17 protein-coding genes and 2 pseudogenes are annotated in these 18,980 nt (G+C 43.0%); 4 read left to right on the top strand and 15 right to left on the bottom strand.

The features are described from left to right. Positions 1–138 precede the first annotated feature (138 nt). Together H2R00_RS17920 and H2R00_RS17915 are read left to right on the top strand one after the other, a co-directional pair. Positions 139–777 (top strand): YigZ family protein, encoded by a 639-nt coding sequence (locus H2R00_RS17920; RefSeq protein WP_076788730.1) that lies wholly within the window; start codon positions 139–141, stop codon positions 775–777. A gap of 14 nt (positions 778–791) precedes the next feature. After that, positions 792–1,868: an LCP family protein gene (locus H2R00_RS17915; protein WP_154999579.1), complete on the top strand. Its 1,077-nt coding sequence runs from the start codon at positions 792–794 to the stop codon at positions 1,866–1,868. Positions 1,869–1,947: 79 nt separating this feature from the next. On the opposite strand, the gene H2R00_RS17910 is transcribed toward H2R00_RS17915, so the two are convergent. The 14 genes and pseudogenes from H2R00_RS17910 to H2R00_RS17845 form a co-directional block, all read right to left on the bottom strand. Further along, the gene (locus tag H2R00_RS17910) at positions 1,948–2,322 is read right to left on the bottom strand and encodes a YunG family protein (protein ID WP_182069983.1); all 375 of its coding nucleotides are present in this window, start codon (positions 2,320–2,322) and stop codon (positions 1,948–1,950) included. 129 nt (positions 2,323–2,451) lie between these two features. Next, positions 2,452–3,516 (bottom strand): glycosyltransferase family 4 protein, encoded by a 1,065-nt coding sequence (locus H2R00_RS17905; protein ID WP_154999577.1) that lies wholly within the window; start codon positions 3,514–3,516, stop codon positions 2,452–2,454. Positions 3,517–3,646: 130 nt separating this feature from the next. Further along, positions 3,647–4,828, bottom strand: a complete 1,182-nt coding sequence (gene tuaH, locus H2R00_RS17900; RefSeq protein WP_182069982.1) for a teichuronic acid biosynthesis protein TuaH — start codon at positions 4,826–4,828, stop codon at positions 3,647–3,649. A gap of 27 nt (positions 4,829–4,855) precedes the next feature. After that, on the bottom strand, positions 4,856–5,614 hold the full coding sequence (gene tuaG / locus H2R00_RS17895) for a teichuronic acid biosynthesis protein TuaG (RefSeq protein ID WP_182069981.1): 759 nt from the start codon (positions 5,612–5,614) through the stop codon (positions 4,856–4,858). A gap of 29 nt (positions 5,615–5,643) precedes the next feature. Further along, the gene (gene tuaF / locus H2R00_RS17890) at positions 5,644–6,318 is read right to left on the bottom strand and encodes a teichuronic acid biosynthesis protein TuaF (RefSeq protein ID WP_182069980.1); all 675 of its coding nucleotides are present in this window, start codon (positions 6,316–6,318) and stop codon (positions 5,644–5,646) included. 41 nt (positions 6,319–6,359) lie between these two features. Further along, on the bottom strand, positions 6,360–7,814 hold the full coding sequence (tuaE, locus tag H2R00_RS17885; RefSeq protein WP_182069979.1) for a teichuronic acid biosynthesis protein TuaE: 1,455 nt from the start codon (positions 7,812–7,814) through the stop codon (positions 6,360–6,362). 63 nt (positions 7,815–7,877) lie between these two features. Then, positions 7,878–8,807, bottom strand: coding sequence for an NAD-dependent epimerase/dehydratase family protein (locus H2R00_RS17880; RefSeq protein WP_182069978.1), 930 nt, complete (start codon positions 8,805–8,807; stop codon positions 7,878–7,880). 17 nt (positions 8,808–8,824) lie between these two features. Further along, entirely contained in the window at positions 8,825–10,156 is a 1,332-nt protein-coding gene (gene tuaD, locus H2R00_RS17875) for a UDP-glucose 6-dehydrogenase TuaD (protein ID WP_182071112.1), read from the bottom strand. 182 nt (positions 10,157–10,338) lie between these two features. Then, positions 10,339–11,520, bottom strand: a complete 1,182-nt coding sequence (gene tuaC / locus H2R00_RS17870; protein WP_182069977.1) for a teichuronic acid biosynthesis protein TuaC — start codon at positions 11,518–11,520, stop codon at positions 10,339–10,341. A gap of 22 nt (positions 11,521–11,542) precedes the next feature. Beyond that, positions 11,543–12,982, bottom strand: a complete 1,440-nt coding sequence (gene tuaB, locus H2R00_RS17865; RefSeq protein WP_182069976.1) for a teichuronic acid biosynthesis protein TuaB — start codon at positions 12,980–12,982, stop codon at positions 11,543–11,545. 23 nt (positions 12,983–13,005) lie between these two features. Next, the gene (locus H2R00_RS17860; RefSeq protein ID WP_411809869.1) at positions 13,006–13,659 is read right to left on the bottom strand and encodes a sugar transferase; all 654 of its coding nucleotides are present in this window, start codon (positions 13,657–13,659) and stop codon (positions 13,006–13,008) included. A gap of 270 nt (positions 13,660–13,929) precedes the next feature. Further along, complete coding sequence (locus tag H2R00_RS17855; RefSeq protein WP_182069974.1) at positions 13,930–15,417, bottom strand: N-acetylmuramoyl-L-alanine amidase; 1,488 nt, start codon at positions 15,415–15,417, stop codon at positions 13,930–13,932. A 180-nt stretch (positions 15,418–15,597) separates the two neighbouring features. Then, positions 15,598–15,906, bottom strand: a pseudogene (locus H2R00_RS21320) (SpoIID/LytB domain-containing protein); the annotation flags it as partial. Positions 15,907–16,139: 233 nt separating this feature from the next. Then, on the bottom strand, positions 16,140–16,439 hold the full coding sequence (locus tag H2R00_RS17845) for an acidic lipoprotein LytA (RefSeq protein ID WP_182069973.1): 300 nt from the start codon (positions 16,437–16,439) through the stop codon (positions 16,140–16,142). Positions 16,440–16,634: 195 nt separating this feature from the next. On the opposite strand from H2R00_RS17845, the gene tagU reads away from it, so the two are divergent. Next, positions 16,635–17,561 carry a polyisoprenyl-teichoic acid--peptidoglycan teichoic acid transferase TagU gene (gene tagU / locus H2R00_RS17840; protein ID WP_182071111.1) on the top strand — a complete coding sequence of 309 codons (927 nt, stop codon included), beginning with the start codon at positions 16,635–16,637 and terminating at the stop codon, positions 17,559–17,561. Between the two features lie 38 nt (positions 17,562–17,599). Here the strand turns inward: tagU and H2R00_RS17835 are convergent. Beyond that, positions 17,600–17,801 (bottom strand): annotated as a pseudogene (locus H2R00_RS17835) (UDP-N-acetylglucosamine 2-epimerase (non-hydrolyzing)); the annotation flags it as partial. 257 nt (positions 17,802–18,058) lie between these two features. On the opposite strand from H2R00_RS17835, the gene galU reads away from it, so the two are divergent. Then, positions 18,059–18,937, top strand: a complete 879-nt coding sequence (gene galU, locus H2R00_RS17830) for a UTP--glucose-1-phosphate uridylyltransferase GalU (protein ID WP_182069971.1) — start codon at positions 18,059–18,061, stop codon at positions 18,935–18,937. The last annotated feature ends 43 nt before the right edge of the window (positions 18,938–18,980 follow it).

Below are 18,980 nucleotides of genomic sequence, written 5' to 3'. Positions count from 1 at the left end.
AATGCGTATTCTGGTTTTTTGGTTTTTTTATGGTTACCGATCCATTTCTATTTAATCATAACAAAATATGCGCCAAAATTCTAAGTCTGTTCGATATTTAGGAGAACAGCCGCATGGCTTGTCAGGAGGTAAGCAGGCATGCTGCAAAGTTATCTCACTGTTGCAGGTGAAGGGACCCATGAAATCGTGATTGAAAAATCCCGGTTTATATGCCACTTGAGCCGCGTCAGTACTGAAGAAGAAGCACAGAACTTTATCAATCACATAAAAAAGCAGCATTGGAATGCAACTCATAATTGCTCGGCTTACGTCATAGGAGAAAATGATCAAATTCAAAAAGCGAATGATGACGGAGAACCGAGCGGGACAGCTGGAGTTCCGATGCTTGAAGTTTTGAAGAAACGCAATCTTAAAGATACGTGCGCCGTTGTGACGAGGTATTTCGGCGGTATTAAACTCGGCGCAGGAGGACTGATACGGGCTTACGGAAAATCCGTGTCAGAGGGGCTGAACCATGTCGGCGTTGTCGAACGAAAGCTGATGCGGGTCATGCACACGACTGTGAACTATACATGGATCGGCAAGCTTGAAAACGAGCTTCGCGAGTCCCCTTATCAAATAAAAGACATTCATTATGCCGACGATGTCGAATTTGAAACGTATGTCAAGGAAAGCGAAAAACAGGCATTTACGGAATGGATAACCGAATTAACAAATGGCAAGAGTGAGAATAGAGAAGGCATTCAAGTCTATTTGGAAGAAGCTTTTAACAATTAAAGGAGAATCATCATATGGCTGAGCGTATTAAAGTGAAAGTGCGGAAAAAAAAGAATAAAAAGAGAAAGCTGATTAAACGGTTTATAGTCCTTATGTTGCTCGCACTTCTCATAGTCGGCGGAGTGGGCATATATAAAATTATTAACACGATTTCCGCGGCTGACGGCACTTATGATGAGCTTGAGCGTGGAGAGAAGTCAAAGCTCAGGGACGATGTCGTTAATATTCAAAAAAAGCCGTTCTCGATTCTTTTTATGGGTGTTGAAGATTATTCGACAAACGGCGAGCACGGACGGACGGATTCCCTGATTGTCGTGACGCTCGATCCTAAAAAGAAGTCGATGAAAATGCTGAGCATTCCGCGGGACACAAGAGTTCATTTGGCCAGCGACACAACCGGTACAAAAACAAAAATTAATGCGGCCTATGCAAAAGGCGGCAAGGATGAAACGATCGAGACCGTTGAGGACTTCCTCGGAATTCCGATCGATTACTATGCAACGGTCGATTTTGACGGGTTCAAAGATGTCATCGATGAAATCGGCGGAATCGATGTCGACGTGCCGTTTGACTTTAGTGAAAAAAGCGATGTCTCCAAATCGAAGAGAATCTATTTTAAAAAAGGAAACATGCATCTAAATGGAGAGGAAGCTCTTGCCTACGCAAGGATGAGAAAACAGGATAAGCGGGGAGACTTCGGGAGAAACGACAGACAGAAGCAAATTTTAAAAGCCGCTCTTGATCAAATCTCAAAACCGCAAAACCTCGCTAAAATTGATACAATTGCCCAAAAAGCAAGCAAAAACATTCAGACGAATTTCAGAATCACACAGGCGCTGGCGCTTCAGCAAATTTACAGCGGCTTTGCCGGCGATGATATCAAAACATTAAACATCACAGGACAAGATCTTACGATTGCAGATGTTTACTACTTTGAGCCTGACCAGCAAAACCTGGCAAACGTGCAAAATGAATTGACCCATCATTTATATCCGGACTCAACTGCTGATTCGAGCGGAACATCGTCTGAATCTTCAGCAACCGCTGACGGGACGGACAGCTCAGCTGAATCGTCTGCTTCTTCTTATTGATCTGCTCTGTTGAATATTAAAAATTGAATAAAATGAAGGGGAACTCTTTATATATTAAAGGTTCCCCTTTCTTATTAAACTAATGTAACTTACTATTTGAAAACGACAAATGATTGATAACACTTTGCTTTAAATAGTTATACTGTTTTTCGTTGGTATCTGAGAATGCCTCGTTTCTATTTGAGGGAATATCCATATACAGGATGTCTTCTTTGAATTGAGAAACCGTTAAATCATATCTTTTACCATTGATAAAATTATAAAAATGCCACCCCTCAGGCAGCTTTGTTTTCCTTATTTCTCCACCTAATATATCATTTACGACTAAGGCGGTTACGCCGCATTGTCCCTTTGCAGGGTTATCCTGACTCCATTTTGAACTTGAATCTGAAGACCAGGATTTATACAGTGCTTTCATTATTTGTTCGATCTGTCCAAGGTGACGATCATCCATAAAAAATTCTCCTTTTCATAGAGTCTTAGTCAAGCAAGGACTAAACTTAAAAACGTCAACCATTATTATGAGGCTTCCTGAGATGCGGCAATAATAAAACCCCTGGAAACCAGGGGTTTTTGTGCACATTTAATTCCTCTTCACCATCCGCCTGTAAAACTTCGTAAAAGGCTTGTACTGCTCATTTACAAGGCCTGTCACTTCTGCGATGATCTGCATGAACAGGATTAAGCCGAAGATGATGAAGATGGACACCCAGAGCGTTGCGGTTTTTAAAAGAATAGCGCTCAAGCTGAAGACGACGCCGATTAAATAAATGACGATGACGGCTTTCCGATGGGACAGGCCAAAGGCCATCAGCCTGTGGTGAATATGCGATTTATCGGGAGCGGAAATCGGCTGCTTGTTTAAAATCCGCCTGATGATCGCAAATGTCGTGTCAAATATCGGCACTCCTAATATAATGATCGGAATGACGACGCTGAACAGAGTCACGCTTTTATACAGCCCCAACAGCGACAGAACCGAGATCACATAGCCCAAGAACAGCGAGCCCGTGTCTCCCATAAAGATTTTCGCCGGGTGGAAGTTATAGAACAGAAAACCGACCGTGCTTCCGATGACAACCAGCGACAAAGAGAAGATCAAGATTTTGTCGGCAGAAAAAGCCATGACGGCAATCGTCGAAAGGCCGATGACGGATATACCCGCAGCCAGTCCGTCCAATCCGTCGATTAAGTTGATGGCATTGGTGATCCCGACGATCCATAAAATTGTCAGTGGGTATGCAAGCCACCCCAAATCAAAGCGAAGATCCCAAAACGGAATCGATAAAAATTCCATTTTTAAGCCTGTACTGACGATGATGCAGGCTACTAATACTTGAACGATAAATTTAATTCTCGCGCTTAAATTGTATTTGTCATCTACAATGCCTAAAATGACGATCATAAAAGCACCGAGTGTAATTGCTGTTATTCTGTTTTCATAAAGGCCGCCGGCAAACGAACCGGTCAATACTCCTATAAAAATGGCTAAACCGCCCATTCTCGGCATTACTTTATCATGTATCTTTCGTTTATCCGGCTGATCCACGACCCCGGATTTGATTGCTAGACGTTTGACAAGCGGAGTAATAATTAAAACAGTAATGAGAGAGACAAAAAACGCAAGTATAGTGCGTTCATAAGACATAAGGAAGTCTCCTTTTTAAATGAAGTCTGGTCGTATAAAAGATCATACCTTTTCATTATACAATTTCATTATTTATTATAACAAGCTCCAGCCAAAAGAAACATCACGAATTAATATCCCCCGCCGCAAATTATGCATCTTTATTCAAGTTCAATTTATCAAGCATCGTTAAAAATAGATGATGCCAGTCTCTTTCACGTGCGATCTTTCTGCGCAGTTCCACATGGGAGACATCATCATGCGCAAGCTCCAGCTCTTCACACAGCGCTGTAAATTCAGCGGGGTCGTTTCCTGTTAGATGACGGTAAACATGTTCCTGTTCAACCTTTTTCGTTGAAGGGAGGTTCATACCGGCGACAGGCTTTCCGGCAGCCAAAAATTCATACAGCTTTAAAGGAAATACCGCATTATTATATGGCGACGGTTTATACGGCATGATACCGATATCGACTACATTCATATAAGCTGGTACTTCCGACGGCGCGGCGGGGCCCGTCCAAATGACATTATCCTCTTCAAGAAGCGCTTTAAAATCTTCGTCTCCGTTTGTCCCGTCAGGACCGACAAATAAAAATGTCCACTCTTTTTTGGTTTTGGCAGCTTCTTTGACGAGCTTAAAATCGAGCTTCGGCTTGATTCCGCCGATAAAGCCGAGGACGGTGCCTTCCCTTCCGTTCAATACATCCGCTTTTTGCTTATTTTTCGCAAACAAGCTGTACTCCACACCGTTTTCGATTGTAAAAACCGGCTTTGTCTCTCCTTGAAGCCGGTCAGCTATGTTTTGGTTCAAATATTCGGAAGTGCAAAAAATCATATCGGCTGCATTGATGATTCTGCCTTCGGCTTTAGAAATGACCTTTTGCCTGAATCCTGAGACAAGGCTTTTTTTTCCGCTGATCGGTGCCGCCCACAGGTCACTGCAGTCATAGAAGACCTGATCCCATTGATAAAGCGATGACAGCTGCGGAAAACCGGGGAATGTGTACCATAAGCACACCTTTTCCCCCTGAACGTCTTCTTTCAGCCGGTCAAGCAGCGGCTTCAGCTTGCTTTGATAGAAAACATCCTTGTAGCGGGCAAACCTGAATATTTTCTTTTTCAAGAAATCTTTGACTGCAAATTGCTTGATTCCGTTGTCAAGCAATGTAAATGTCTCGCGGGAAGGATTTTCAGACGGACAGACCCAAATGACTTCCTTCGTCTCCTTGCGGCCGGCCAAAAACTCAGCAAGGCGGTGCCTTCTGTATCTTAGCTGATCCTGCCCCCATTCACCTGTTGCTACTATGACGTGTATGATTTGATCTGCTTTCACTTTCAATCACCTTTTCTGTCAATGCCGTTATAATCTTTTCTTTACTGCGTTCTTAGCGTAATGGAAAAAGCACCATGTCGCTTTCATCAAGTGAAGGCGTTCGATTTCCCTGTACACATACCAGGTTTTTCGCGCCGCCTTCCATTTGTTACTGGAGATCGATGTTTCAACGATGCGGTATTCGGCGAGTGGTTCGTTCAGTCCGTATGCCTTGAACCCCCGCTTTAATACGGACAGCCATGTCGCCAAATCCTGACGGGTTCTAATATTCGGCATCCGGATATCACCTGTTTGCTCTCTGTCAATCATCACCGTCAAACAGCCGATGATCGTATTTTTTAATACATCATCATATGTAAGGCTCACGGGTGCATGAATGGTTTTATGAAGCGGTTCGCCGTCTTGGCTGATCAGCTCGTATGCCGTAAATGTAAAAGCATGCTGATGCTTCCTCATGAAGGCAAGCTGCTTATCCAGCTTTTCTGCTTTCCACACATCATCGCTATCCAAAAAGGCGACATAGCGCCCTTCGGCTTTGCTGAGTGCCGCATTTCGCGCCGCTGCAGCGCCTTGATTTTCTTTCAGAAAAATGGCATGGATCCGCTCATCATCTTCTTCATAGCGCTTCAAAATGTCTCTTGTCCCATCTGTTGAGCAATCATCGGCAATGATCAATTCCCAGTCGGAAAACGTCTGATTTAAGACGGACTGAATGGTTTTTTCGATAAATTCCTCCGCGTTATAGGAAGGCGTAATGACAGAGATTAAAGGTTTTTGCCTCGTCATGGTCCTGATCCACATCCCCAATTAAAAATTTAACGTTCTCTGAAAACTTCCGGAACGACAATGATAAAAAATGACAGCGCCAAACCGATCAGTACGCCCAATACCGCTCTTTTTTTAGGCGACATGCCGGCAGCCTGGTTATCAAGCACGATCAAAGGCTCAATTTCTTCACCAGCCTTCATATCAAGCTTGCTTGTTTCAAGCTCATACAAAAACCGCTGTTTATCAACTTTGGAATCAGCGCTGACTGTTTCGCCCTCAAGCGCTTTAATATTCTTTTCGATGACTTCTTCCCTTTTTGAGAACAGCGCCTTATCGCCTTTCATATAGGCATCTTTGATTTTACCTAAAGTGTCCAATGTTTCCTGTTTGTCAGACCCTGTATAGCTTAAGTTAAAAAGTGAGTCCGTTCTGATGTCAATCGCCAGATCGTCTTTCAACTGCGCCAGATCCTCTTCCGGCATCTCCGGGAAAATGTCCTTTAAAAAAGCTTCGTTTTTCAACAGCAGCGGCACTTGCTTTGCATTGTTGTACTTCGCTTCTCCGTAGTTCCCGGTTGATATCGTTACAGTAGCCGTGTAATCAGACGGAGCAACGCTCCCCTTCGGCATAAAATAGCCGACAAGACCAAGAATAAGAGGAAGCGCAATAATCGCCACAATAAACTTTTTCACTCTACCAACAATACGTTTGATTAAATTCATCACATGAATTTCTCCCTGTTTTTAAATTCGATTTTCAAAAATCATCTATACTGTTCAGTGTCATCCGTTCCGCTGATTCTAAAGGTATTAACCGTCGCAATCACAAGCGCGAGAAACACCCAATGGAAATATAAATTCGAGACGGAACTCGGACTGATGCTTGACACAAGGAAGGCAACGAGAGCGGCTGTCAAACCTTCAATGAGAAGCTTTGGCCGCCTTCCAAGCGATCTTTTATAAAATCGGTAAAGCACGGTTATTAAATAAATGTACATCGTTAAATAACCGAGCATCATCACAACTCCAAAGTTCGTCATGATCTCAACGACCCAGTTATGAACCTCCACGACCTGGTCCGTATCGAATAATGCATGATGCTCCAAATAATAAGGCACATTGCCGGCGCCGACGCCAAATCCGTAAGTATCCAGCACATAATGCCCGGCGTTTTTCAACAAATTCGCCCTTGCAACATTGGATGGCAGCGGCTCGCTGAAATCGTGTGTGGTTTGCGGAGCCAAAAAGTATGTATAAAAAGCTCCGGTAATCTTTCCTGCAAACAGTGTGACAAAAGCGATACATCCTGCAGCTGCGGCGATGAGCGCCCATTTTTTAAGCACCTTTGGCAGCAAAATGAACGCATAAACGGCAAGTCCGGCTATGACTCCCAGAATGCTGGCTCTTGATCCAGTCAGGAAAATCAAGTAGGCCGAACAGAACGCAAGGATCAATCCCGCTATTTTTAAGTAGCTGTTTTTAATGTTTTTGAAAAAAGATAAATAAAAGAAAAAGCTAATGGACAGAAATGTCGCAAAGTCATTCTGATTGAAAAAAACGGATGTCGGATAGTGCTGTTTATAGTGCGGCCCGTTATAAAGGGTCGAGCTCGGCAGGTGGTTGAACGTAAAGTGGTTGTAAAACCCGATGACCATTAAAAATACGGTCATGACCAGCCATATGTAATAAAACGCAAGAATACGATCCATTTTTTGAAAAAACATGACAATCAGAAAAACAAAAAACATTCCCATTGCCAATAGGAACAGATATTTTATGCCATCAGTAGCAGACTTGACCCAAAGCAGCGAAATCATTCCATAGCAGAACCAAAACGCGAAAAACATCAGGATCCCTTTGACATGCACTTGCTTCCACTTTTCAAGGTGCTGGCTGCCTTTCAACATTTCCGCTATGAATAAGAATCCTGCCAGAATCAGAAGAATTCGATATGGAAACAGGCTGAAAAAGCCCAATTTAATCGCAAAAAAAGCATTGTTGGCAAAAGTTGCAGCGATGAGCAGATATAATACGGGCATCAGCAATTGCTCGGATGACAAATACTTCCGGAGCACAACGATCACAGCCAGCGCAATCAAAATTAGACACGCCAGCAGGATTTTTTTTGCATTGGATTGGGCCAATACAACGAATGCTAACCCTGCGGTCAATGCGGCGAGCCAAACCAGAACATTGACCGCGGAACGTTTGAGACTCATTTTTCCCCCTCCTTCCGCTTCTTTCTGGAAAAGGGCTGCCGACATCAGCCAGCAGCCAGTGATTTACGTATTCATTTCTTTTTTATAATATGAAATGGTCTTTTCCAGTCCTTCAGCGAGCAACATTTTTGGTTCCCAGTTTAAAATTTTCTTTGTTTCTTCATTACACAGTGTGCTGTGGCGGATATCCCCTGGTCTTTCATCTTGATAAATCGGAGACAGCGCCGAGTTCGTCGCTTTTTTCATCTCTGCAAACAGCTCATTTACTGTGATCGAAAAGCCGTTCGAAACGTTTAAACAAACGTTTGATTGAGCTTTGAGCGCCTTAACGTTGGCAGAAGCCACATCACCGACATAAATAAAATCGCGCGATTGTTCTCCGTCTCCAAAAATCACCGGAGCCTTGCCGCTTGTCAGCAAATCGGAGAAAATCGATACGACGCCGCCCTCTCCTTTTGCGTCCTGGCGCGGCCCGTATACATTGCTGTACCGCAAAATGCAATACTCGGTTCCATACAAATCATAGGCCAGCTTTAAGTAGTTCTCCACCGTAAGCTTCGTCAGCCCGTAGGGTGAGCCTGGATTTGTTTGATGACGGGTGTCGACAGGCAGATAATCCGGATTTCCATAAACAGCTGCTGATGATGCAAAAACGATCTTTTTCACGTTGCATTCACCCGCTGCCTTAATGATATGGAGCGATCCCCTGATATTGATGTTTTCATCATTTAAAAAATCGCTGACAGACTCCGCTACGCTTACTTGTGCAGCTAAATGAATAATATAATCGGGATCAATGCTTTTGATGACGTCGATGACTTCCGGCTTTGTTATATCCTGCTCATAAAAGTCAATCGGGAGACCGTCAATGTTGGAGCGGTGTCCCGTAGTTAAATTATCAAGAATTGAAACCTGGTAATTTTCTTTCAGAAGCTGTTCAGCAATATGCGAGCCGATAAATCCGCATCCGCCTGTCACTAGTACTTTTTCCATTGATAACACCCCGCGTTTTATACTTTTGTTAAGCTTTTCTCTCCCTGTACTCCAGGGCGGCCAATTGAATGATAAATAAATCCTTCTCTTCTCATATCTTCAAGTTTAAACAAGTTACGTCCATCAATTAGAACAGGACGGTTTAAATATGTTTTCAATTTCTTAAAATCCATTTGTTTAACCTGTGGCCAATCTGTCAAAATGAGGCAAGCATCAGTATCTTTTACAGTATCATACAAATCGTTGCTGTATTTGGCCTGATCTCCCAATAAGCGTTCTGCCTCCGGAATTGCAATTGGATCGTATGCTTTAATATGAGCACCGAGGCTTCTCAGCATCGGAATGACATCCAGAGACGGCGCCGAGCGCATATCATTTGTATTTGGCTTGAATGCCAGCCCAAGAACCGAAATGGTCATGCCGTTTAAATCGCCGAACACATCAAGGAGCTTTTGCACAATGTGGGCGCGCTGCTTTTGATTCGTCTCAATGACGGCTTCAATCATTTTGAAAGGATAGCCGACTGATTTCGCGATTTGCAGTAAAGCCATTGTATCTTTAGGGAAGCAAGAGCCGCCGAAACCGATTCCGGCTTTTAAAAATTTATTGCCGATTCTGCTATCCAGTCCAACACCTTCAGACACCTTTGATACATCAGCTCCGACCCTTTCGCAAATATTTGCGATATCATTAATGAACGAGATCTTTGTAGCTAAAAATGCATTTGCAGCGTATTTAATCATTTCTGCACTTTCAAGGTTAGACTTGACAATTTTCGTTTGAAAAGGCTTATGGAGCTCTTCAATAATCGCAGCAGCCTTTTCGCTTGTCGCACCGATGACGGCTCTTTCCATATTCATCGTATCGTAAATAGCTGTTCCTTCACGAAGAAACTCAGGATTTGAAACGACATCAAACGGATGTTTGCCATTGGTATGCTGCTCGATAATGGATTGGACAAGCTTTCCTGTCCCAACCGGAACAGTACTTTTGTTAACAATGACTTTATATCCGTTTAAATATTTTCCAATCGTTTCAGCAACTTCTTTTACGTATTTCAGGTCTGCCTCTCCGTTTTCTGACATCGGTGTCCCGACTGCTATATAGATAATTTCCGAATCTTTTATCGCCTTGGGAATGTCAGTTGAAAAGAACAAACGGTTATCACTCACATTTTTATCCACAAGCTCTTGCAGTCCGCGCTCATAAATTGGCATAATACCGGCAGAGAGACTCCTAATTTTTTCGGCATCTATATCACAACAGACAACCGAATTTCCAACCTCAGCAAAGCAAGTTCCAGATACCAGCCCAACATATCCTGTTCCAATAACAGCGATTCTTTTCAATATCATCATTCCCCTTCCTTAAGCTAACCCTTCAATCCAATAGCTTTATTAGGCGATGATTTTTATTTCTATCTTAATAAAAACCAGGCGTCTCTCTTCTTTTATATTTTTCATCATGGACGCAATGTTGCTGCTTTAAACAAAGCTTTTCTTAGATTTTATTCTAGATTTCTCGTACAGATTTAATTTTTTTCCCGACGCCATAAATTTTCATACTTCTCTTTTAATGCTTTAGCATTTTTACTTGCATCATAATCCTTGCACACGGTTTGATACAGCTCCTCAGCGATGTCTTCCCTCCATTCTCCCTCCTCCATATATACCTTAACTGCTTTTATTATATTGGAGACAGAGCGCGGTTTGATCAGCAGATGCTCGTACTTTCCAAATAAAGACGGAACCCCTCCGACCGCCGTACAAAGCACCGGAACCTTGAGGGCGAGCGCTTCAATGACAACCGTCGGCATCCCTTCAGAATACGAAGGGAGCACAAACAGATCTGATGCAGCCAGATATTCTGATATCTCATGGTTTGCGACTTGCCCCGTCAATATCGCTTTTTCGCCGGCGGTTTGACGGATGTGCTGCTTCTCCGGTCCGTCGCCGATGAATACAGCTCTGTAGCTGTCATCAAGCTGCCTGACTGCTTCTGCAAGCTCGGCAACTCCCTTTCCTTTCACCAAGCGGCCGACGAACGTCAGCAATTTTTTGTCTTTCGGCAAGCCGAATTTTTCCCTCAATTCAAGTGCTGAAGCGGAGGGTTTTTGAAACCGGTCCAGGTTGACGCCAATAGGAAGCACCGTGCTTTCAGCACCGGTCATTTCTTTTGTTTTGGCTTTCAGTGCATCACTGACAGCCAAAACTTTTGCTGCGGAGTGCACAGCTGTTTCAAATGCTCGAAAAGCGCCTTTGCTGTAATGGGGATAAATATTGACATCGCTTCCGTGCAAAGTCAGAACATAAGGAACCTTCAGCTTCTGTGAAACAACGGCAGTGGCACCCCCGGATGGCATCGCGAAATGGGCATGGATAAGATCCGGCGCAAGCCCGTGCTTCTCGATCGTTCTCAATACGGACTTGGCGATCCGGCGATGCGGTTGAGCCCATTTTAGCTGTCCAGGCAGAGCCGTATACGGCGGTCTGTAGACCGGGATGCCTTTTCTTTCTTCATATTCCGGGACTGTTCGTACTTGGCGGTATTTTTTTTTCAGCAGCCTGAGGGGAGCAGGGTTCACAGGCAATGGACATATGACCGTCACATCAACGCCCTGCATCTGTAGCGCCTGAGCCTGTGTTTCATGAAAAACGCCTTCTCCCGGTTTTTGACTGCTTGGATAAACGCTGGTAATCCAAAGAACCTTCAATGATGAAACGCCCTTTCTGCTGTCATCTTCCTAATTGGGCCCTCATAGCCCGCCGATAAAACTTGCTGACCAGAAAACTGTAAAAAATTCCGCTGATCCCGACGGAAACTGCCAGCTGAAGCATGGCGCCGTGAAGCAGATGTCTGCTGCCGACGCTCAAGACAAGAGCCAGCAATGCCATGAGCAGTGTCAAGGCCAGCGGTTTTCCAACGGTTTTGAAATATTCGCCCAGCTTCAGCTGGATGACATATTTGAGCAGCCATCTGCCGATAAAGAAATTGATCAGGCTGATCGCTGCATAGGTCCAGGCGGTAATCGTCAAATCATTCGTTAATACCGCCGCATAAAGAGACAGCCCATAAAGGAGCATGACTCCGCTGTCCCAATAAAATGCCAGGTCTGCTCTCCCCTTCGCCAGCAAAACCGATCCGTTCGGATTCATCAGAACCCTGAGCAGCCCGACAATCGCGAGGATGTTCAGAACCGGTACGGCCTGCAGCCATTTTTCTCCGAAGACGACTTCAACAAATAAATCTGAAACAGTCGTCAGTCCGATCAGAAGCGGAAATGAAATCAGCGCGAGAAGCTTTGTCATATTTAAAAAGCCTTCGCGCAACGTTTGGTTGTCCCCTTGATTCTTTGAGAAGACAGGAAACGCTACCCGCGTCACGATCGGATTGATTTTTAATACGGGAATCGTAATAATCTGATACGCCAGGTTATAGATTCCCAATGCTTCCGCACCGAGAAAACGCCCGATTAAAATCATATCGATATTGGCGCCAAGTCTGTTTACAAGCCTGGAAGCAAGCTGAAAAGCACCGAAAGAGAAAAATTCTTTCACTTCCCCTAATGCAAAAACGAAAGAAGGACGCCATTTTTTTAAATATACAACAAAAAACATGATGCCTTTAACCGAATTAAGAAAAACTTGTGACAAGGCATAGGCCACAATCGGATCCATCAGAAAAACCAAAACGAGCAGGAGCACAAATGACAAAACGGTGACTCCCGCTTCTATTTTGCTCAGCACATTAAACTTCAGATCTTTTTGCAGCATATATTGATACTGCTGGCCGACCGGGGCGATTAAAAACATGACAGCCAAAATCCGCACTAGGAAAACCAGTTCGTCCCGTTGATAAAAGTCTGCGATGAACGGACTCAGGAAAAAGAGGCCGATAAACAAAAGGATGCCCGTTAGGATATTCAGCCAATACAAGGTCGATAATTGGCGTTCACTGATGTTCTCCTTTTGAATTAAAGCGGCCCCGAATCCCATATCGAGTACAATTTGTGTAAAAATCGTTACGGTGGTCAGCATTCCGACCAAACCGAATTCGGCAATTGTCATGATATTGCCGAGCAGTGCAAACTGTATAATTTGAATGACCGTGACGATCAATGTTGAAACACTTGTCCATTTTGCACCGCTTAATATTTGTTTCGTAATGGTAGACATAGCATATTCCTAACTTCCTCGTATTATCTGGCTCCTTCGCCAGTCAATACTACTTTAATCGTTTTCAGCATAACCTTCAAATCGAGCAGAAACGTTAAATTCCGAATGTAATACAGATCGTGCACCAACTTTTCTTTCGGACTGATATCATAGCCTCCGTTCACCTGCGCAAGTCCCGTTAAACCCGGCTTAACGATTAAACGGTTTTTAAATCCCGGAATTTCGTGGTGAAACTGAGCGGTAAACATCGGTCTTTCAGGCCTCGGCCCCACAAGGCTCATATCTCCGGCCAGCACATTGATCAACTGCGGAAGTTCATCGATTCTTGTTCTTCTTATAAAAGACCCGACTGCAGTGATGCGCGGATCATCCTTCTGCGCCCATTTCGCACCGGATTTTTCGGCATCGATTCTCATAGAGCGCAATTTAATCAGCTTAAAGTGCTTCCCGTCTTTTCCAACGCGTTCTTGGCGGTAAAAAGGCGATCCAGGAGTCTCTATAGAAATCAAAATACAGAATAACAGAATCACCGGCAGTGTAATGGCGAGACCGATGAGTGATAGGACGATATCCATTGCCCGTTTTATATTCAAATACCGGACTGCTTTTTCAGATAGAGCACAAGAATAGATATGCTGGCTTGAGTATTCATTATACATTCTTAAGCTTTTGTCCATACTCACTGACATACACCTCACGATTGGTTTGGTTCTTCTTTGTGATCTCTGCGTCAGTGTAGCATATGAACGTAAACCCATTGTAAAGGGCTTGTTAAAGAGTATTAATTGTGTGATTTTTCGGTAAGTTTGTTTATTTTTCTTTAAACATTAATCACCGTCCGCTCCTTTTTGTTGAATTAATGGAATAATCATACTATATTTCAATTTATAAAAAAAGAAGCCGAAGTTCGGCTTCTTTTTTCACATAAAGGACTCGCAAGCCCCCTTTTATCTATAGTATGCTGAAACAGCATCATTGATTCCTTTTGCTGCTTTATCCTTTAGTGTAACGGTTTTTAATTTGCTTGCGTCAGACGAATTCGTGATAAAGGCGGTTTCTATTAAAACGCTCGGCATTTTCGAGTACTTAATCACATAGAACCCTGCTGTTTTCACGCCTCTGTCTCTTGTTCCGAATGCGCTGACGATCCTCGGCTGAACTAATTCAGCAAGCCGCTGGCTGTTGGCGCTTTGATAGGTTTTGTCATAATACGTTTCAGTGCCTTGTGATGAAGATGTATATGAATTGGCATGAATGCTGATGAACAGATCGGCATTCGCATTGGCACCTTTTTTCACCCGTTCTTCAAGCGAATAGAACGTATCGTTTGACCGTGACATTACCGGAATAGCGCCTGCACTGTTCAACTTGCTGTTCAGCCGTTTGGCGATATCCAGGTTGACGTCCTTTTCCTGCAGGCCGTTGCCGATTGCACCAGGATCCTGATCCCCGTGCCCCGGATCGATAAAGATCGTTTTACCGACAGCCGGATTTTTAAGTTGGTTCACAACCTTTGAGGTGACAGAAGAAGTTCCCCCAATAACAGAGAAGTTTTTGATATTTTTATTGCCGATAAAAGCTCTCGGCTCTTTTGATAAATTTTCCCCGTTTGTCAGGATGATCGCTTTATTTTGTTTCGCGGCAAGAACTGCTCCTGCAATAGAGTCAGCATAAGAATACCCATTGCTAACGTAAGTATTGCTTGTATTTAGAGTAAGCTTTTTTGCAATATTCACAGAAATGTCGTATCGGTTTACTCCTCCGATTCTGATCGGCGATGGGAGTCTTTTATATAATGTGCTGTTTATACTGCCATTTCCTCCGATAACATATGTCTGTTTAATCCCTTTGCTTTTGAGCGCATCAGCTGTATAACTATTAAGTGTACTGTTATTTGTAAACAAGATCGGATAGCCATTTTTAGCCGCATAAGGTATGATGGCTACCGGTTCAGCATGCAAAAAGCCATTTGCGACAATCGCTTTTGAAGTGCTTGGCATGGATTTTGCCACTTTTGCTGCCGTATCATACCGGTTTTTCCCAACAATTCTTTTGACGGTGATTCCAAGACTTTTAATTTGATTTTCTACTGTATTAGATACGGTAGATGTCCCACCAATGATATAAACGGTTTTTGTCTTTAATTCTTTTAAACGAGATTTTGTCTCGCTTGACAGATTATTTGCATTTGTCAATAAAAGCGGTGCATTTTTTTGATAGGCAAACGGCGCCGCAGAAATAGCATCCGCATAAGCTCCTCCGCCTACAATGACTGCAGTGCCGGCGGTTGACCAGCCTTTTTTTGACGCTTGCACCGCTGTATCGTATCGGTTTTTTCCTGCAATTCTGGTTGCTGTGTTGTCTGCAAGAGCAGAAGGTATAAAAAGGATAAGTCCTAAAAAACTAAATGTTAGGACCTTTAATAAAGATCGCAATATCTTCCCCTCCAAATATTTCAAATCATTCGGCAATAAAAAGGAAAACAAGAGACGAGGCTGCCTCCTGTTTCCGATTTGAATTTTAATTTAATAGATCGTTAAAGTCGTTCTCGAATAATAGAATTTTATAATAGAACTTATGAATTCCCCGATCCGGCTCTCGCTTTGCGGGTTCACTTTTTTGGCAATGAGATAAGGGACTTTAAAGCTCCACACCTCATCGCTCGCTTCAGTGTAACCCCCCATAGCTTGAAGAATATACCGCTATGATCAGGCTTCCACTATATTTCAGTACTTTCCTTTCGTTTAATTCACGACCTTACAAGAGTTTGAAGACAACTGTATCTGCCGTAAACTTGAAACACCGTTGTATTCACAACCGTTTTCCCAATTTTCCTGACCGAATATGTACGAGCCGCTACAGCCTGCGCTTTTAACAGCCAGCTAGTCCTCGAAAGGAATGTTGATATTGATTGGTTTGACGTATACCCAGACTCCACGGTATAAATTTTCTTGCCGCTGATATCATAATGTGTTGACAGCCCACTTTGTAATATCCATGCTAGGCTTATGACATAGTTGGTCAGCTTAACGGATATGGAATTCACAGCGAAAGAAACGGAAGGCGTGATCAACAACATCATGAAAAATGTCAACAGCATTGCTTGCTTCGTTTTCTTCAAGACCCCAAAAAGTCTCTCTTCATTGACAAACTTAAATTATTTCTCGCTTTCGATTTTCTTTAATTCAAGTTGTCCTTTCTCGGTCTTTTTGTAAGTCACTTTTACTTTTTGTCCGTCTGTTAATTTGTCAATGTCACCTTCATAGTCACCGGCAATATTTAAGCTGACAGGCTCGTTGTTTATCTTCACCTCAATCGTATGAGTGTCTGCCTGTCCAACGAACGTACCGTCCTCCGTTTGAACCTGGTCGGTTTGCTCGCCTTGTTTTGCCTGTTCGGCAGTACCGCATCCGGCCAGAAGAAGCATAAAGAACATAAATGCCGCAAGTTTTTTCATTTTTCATCACCTCTTGTTTTTTATCGACAAACATTTATAATTTTATAGAAGGAAGCGCCTCTTTGTAACATTCTTAAGTGCTATTTAATTTACTTGTAATATTAAAACTAGAGATATGAAAAAAATTAGTTGTTTCTATTATTTTTAAAATTTATAATCAAATCAGATGATAAAAACTATAAAGTGAGGAAAATGATGAGAGCTGAAAAAAGAAAAAAGAAAAGAAAAGTCCTTTTCATTATTTTAACGATTATTGGCTTATTCGTTTTATGTACCGGCGGCTATGCCTACTACCTTTGGAATAAGGCAGCTTCAACCATCGCCAGCATTCATGAGGATATTGGAAAATCTGATAAACGGGACAAGCAGGTGGATGTTAACAGCAAAGAACCAATCGCAGTCTTAATCATGGGAGTTGATGAAAGGGAAGGCGATAAAGGACGGGCTGATTCACTCATCTACATGACGGTGAATCCAAAAACGAATACAACAGAAATGGTAAGCATACCGCGTGATACGTACACCGAAATCATCGGTAAAGGAAAGATGGACAAAATTAACCACTCCTACGCCTTCGGTGGTACCCAAATGACCGTTGATACGGTTGAAAACTTTTTGGACGTGCCTGTAGATTACTTTGTGAAAGTGAATATGGAAAGCTTCAGGAATATTGTTGATACGCTTGGTGGAATTACGGTGAACAGCACATTTGCTTTCAATTATGACGGGCATTCATTCAGCAAAGGCGAAATCACGTTGAACGGGGAAGAAGCGCTTGCTTACACCCGGATGAGAAAAAAGGATCCAAGAGGAGATTTCGGAAGGCAGGAACGTCAACGTCAAGTCATTGAAGGCATCATCAAAAAAGGGGCCAATATCTCTTCCGTAACGAAATTCAGCGATATGTTCCAGGTCATCGAAGACAACGTGAAAACAAACCTTACGTTTGACAATATGTGGGATATTCAGTCAAACTACAAATCAGCTCGAAACAATGTCGTGCAACATCAACTTAAAGGCCAGGGAACCAAAATTGACGGAATCTATTACTATAAGGTCGACGAAAGCGACCGTGAATCGATTTCAAAAGAATTAAAAGAAAGCCTTGCGCTTAAGAATTAACAAAACGAGCTCCGCACATAGCATGCGGAGCTCGTTTTTTAATGTTCATAAAATGGAAGAGGCTTGTCCGGCCGATAGCCAAAACGATAAAGAATCTCGCCAACGATGCGCTTAGATGCGTTTCCGTCACCGTATGGATTTGAGGCTTTTGACATTCTTTGATACTCGTCAGAATCATTCAGTAGCTTCATTCGTTATGACCAGCTTTAACGTTCCGGTTTTTACACCTTCAGGCCTGTCATATCGCCGTGTACGAAAACATGATCAGGACAAAGTTGGTCAAGTTTTGTCAGTGCATTTGAAGTATATCGGCCAATATGAAATCCATCAAGCACTTGATCAAGCAATTTGCCCGTACCGTGCAACATAAACCATTTAATCAACGTTTTTTCCTAAACAAACATACTCTGCTTTGTTCTATGATACGTGTGAAAATGCTCGAATTGTGGTAAAGTTTATTGTATGATCACATCCACTTTAAGGAAGGTGCTTTATTAATGAGAAAAGTAAGAAAAGCCATTATACCTGCGGCAGGTCTTGGAACCCGCTTTTTGCCGGCAACAAAAGCAATGCCAAAAGAGATACTCCCCATTGTCGACAAACCGACAATCCAGTACATAGTTGAGGAAGCAATCGACTCCGGTATTGAAGATATCATTATCGTAACCGGTAAAGGAAAGCGCGCCATCGAAGACCATTTTGACCACGCGCCGGAACTGGAACGTAATCTTGAGGAAAAAGGAAAAAAAGAGCTACTTGAAAAGGTTCAAAAAGCATCCAATATGGCGGACATTCATTATATTAGACAAAAAGAGCCAAAAGGACTCGGACATGCCGTATGGTGTGCGCGCAACTTCATCGGTAATGAGCCTTTCGCCGTTTTGCTCGGGGACGACATTGTTCAAGCTGAAACGCCGGGGCTTCGCCAGCTCATGGATGAATATGAGAAAACCCTTTCTTCCATCATCGGTGTTCAGCAGGTGCCTGAAGACGAAACACACCGATACGGAATCATCGATCCCCTCACAAAAGAAGGACGCCGTTACCAAGTGAAGAACTTTGTTGAAAAACCAAAACCGGGAACTGCCCCTTCCAACTTGGCGATCCTGGGCCGCTATATCTTCACTCCTGAAATCTTCATGTATTTAGAAAAGCAGGAAGTCGGAGCAGGCGGAGAAATTCAATTGACGGACGCGATTCAAAAATTAAATGAAATTCAGCGCGTTTTTGCATATGACTTTGAGGGCAGACGGTATGACGTCGGTGAAAAGCTTGGTTTTATTCAAACGACGCTTGAATTCGCTATGCAGGATCCTGAACTTAAAACTAAACTTGTTCCTTTTATAGAAAACCTTTTGAATAAAGAAGAAATATAATAACGCAAAAAACTGGCACACTCATATGCCAGTTTTTTAATGC

Origin of the sequence: Bacillus haynesii, assembly GCF_014042035.1 — a bacterium.
Taxonomy (GTDB): Bacteria; Bacillota; Bacilli; order Bacillales; family Bacillaceae; genus Bacillus; species Bacillus haynesii.
The sequence above is the reverse complement of the archived record's forward strand: the minus strand, read 5'-3'. Positions and strand labels throughout refer to the sequence as shown.